This window comes from Bacillus sp. P4_D3 (assembly GCF_056401855.1).
This window is the reverse complement of the sequence record NZ_JBFUIN010000799.1, coordinates 1-1328: the sequence shown is the minus strand read 5'-3', so window position 1 is coordinate 1328 and position 1328 is coordinate 1. Positions and strand designations below refer to the sequence as shown.

At 31.5% G+C, this 1328-nt stretch carries 1 protein-coding gene; it reads right to left on the bottom strand.

All coding sequences use genetic code 11. The features are described from left to right. Positions 1 to 1328, bottom strand: a 1328-nt coding sequence (locus AC1DTM_RS26800) for an ABC transporter permease (protein ID WP_477001310.1), incomplete at both ends; no start/stop codon positions are given.

The following is a 1328-nucleotide window of genomic DNA, read 5'->3' as shown; positions in this document are numbered from 1 at the left end:
CAACTACAGTATGAATCACTGCAATGATAATCGGTAAGAAGAACATTAATACTAACTGTCTCGTTACAACTTTTTTTAACTCTCGTTTACTTAATCCCATTTTCGAAATCATTTTATATTGTTGTTGATCACGGTCCAAATCAGTATATAATCGGAAATAAATAAAACTAGCAGCAAATGTAAAGAAAACGATTCCGACTAAAACACTTGCCATAAGTAATAAACCATTCTTTTGCTTTGCCTCCAACAAGTTTAATGTTAAAGCTTCAAAGTAGAAATCGCTGTCCCTAAGATCTTTATCGAATACATTCTTTAATTGATTTGAAATCTCTTTCGTTTTTATCCAATCATCTACAACAAATCCGTAAGTACGATGTTGAATATTTTCATCTTTTGGATTACTCGTATGAGGAATTTCATCATACACATGATCTTGAACAGCAATATAAATACTACTAGGATCATGTGGTAAAACTAAATTTTCCACAGTTTTTTTCACACGAAATGTCTTTGTCCAATCTCCTTGAATGACTTCAATATTTTTTTTATAGTCACCATTTTTAAATTCTTGTTTTTGTGACACCCTCCCAGGGATTAGTAAAATTTCATCTTCTTTTTCAATCGTTTCTTGTTGGTACCCGAGTGCTCTCGTAAGTTCGTTATATTCACTTAATTTCAATACATTTACGTTACTTTCTGTAAATTTATTTGAAGATGAAGCCATTCGGTACGGAATATTTGCATCCGCAAGATGTTTTTTTATAATAGAGAGATGTTTATCTACCAATTTGTTGTTTTCAGAGCTTTCATACAGAAATGTATATGGGTTTGTCATCCATACTAAATTCCTATTACCAAGAGCAGCTGTTGTACCGATTGCTGTAAATGCAACTGCTGAAATAATAGATACAATGAAAAACATCGTTGCGTTATCTTTCATACGGTAAATTAATTCTGAAAATGTTAATATATTTGTTCGCTTTAAAAAGAATGATTCACTCCTTTTAGCAAGATACAATATATACACGCTACACTGTGTATATAAAAAGTACGTTCCTATAATGACTAGAAGTACACCCATTCCGAGCGTAATAAAATTAGTACTTGGGATAAAGCGAAATACTGAAATATATCCATAGCCTATACTAATTAAAGAAAGTAGCGATAATAGAATAGAAGCTTTCGGTTCAGGCTTTGGCTTTTCCTCTGCTTGAATAAGTTCCACAAGTTCCGTTACTTTTATCATTTTAAAAGTAACAAGCGAAACAATTAAAAATAATAAAAGAAATGTGATGACTGTTAATAATACCGCCTGCACTGGTATATAA